This window comes from Pseudomonas sp. 30_B, assembly GCF_017491605.1.
GTDB lineage: Bacteria > Pseudomonadota > Gammaproteobacteria > Pseudomonadales > Pseudomonadaceae > Pseudomonas.
Genome location: NZ_JAFGYY010000217.1, coordinates 1 through 498 on the forward strand (window position 1 = coordinate 1; position 498 = coordinate 498).

Sequence of the window (498 nt, forward strand, 5' to 3'; positions counted from 1 at the left end):
CTGGACCCTGCGCCGCTCGTCAGCGCGCAGATCGCCGTCGGCGACGCCGCTCTTCGATTCGACGACGAAATAGAGCCGCGGCCCGTCGCCTTCGGCGATCAGCACCGCCCAGTCGGGGCTGTAGCTGCCAAGCGGCGTCGGAATCTTGAACCAGCCGGGCAGCTTCGCGTACAGCCTGACCGCGTCGTCCTGTTCGAGCGATTCGACGAACGCGCGCTCGGCGGGCGTGTCGCACGGCACGTCCTCGTGAATCGATTTCGCCGCGCCGCGCCGCATGCTCGACAGATAGCCGGTGAGCGGCTCGCTCTCGAACAGCGAAAGCGCGTGCACCTGCGCTTCGCCGAGCAGCCTGTACTCGATCCCGTCGACGAGCGCGTCGCGCTTGCAACGCTCGAGCGCCGCGGCGACGAGCGCGATGAAGCGCTGCGGATTGAGCGGGAACTCGTCGAGCCGGCCGCTTTCGATCAGCACTTTCGCGATCGTGCGGCGCGTGAGCTG

1 pseudogene is annotated in these 498 nt (G+C 68.3%); it reads right to left on the reverse strand.

The features are described from left to right. A pseudogene (locus J5M67_RS28005) lies at window positions 1–498 on the reverse strand (restriction endonuclease subunit R); the annotation flags it as partial.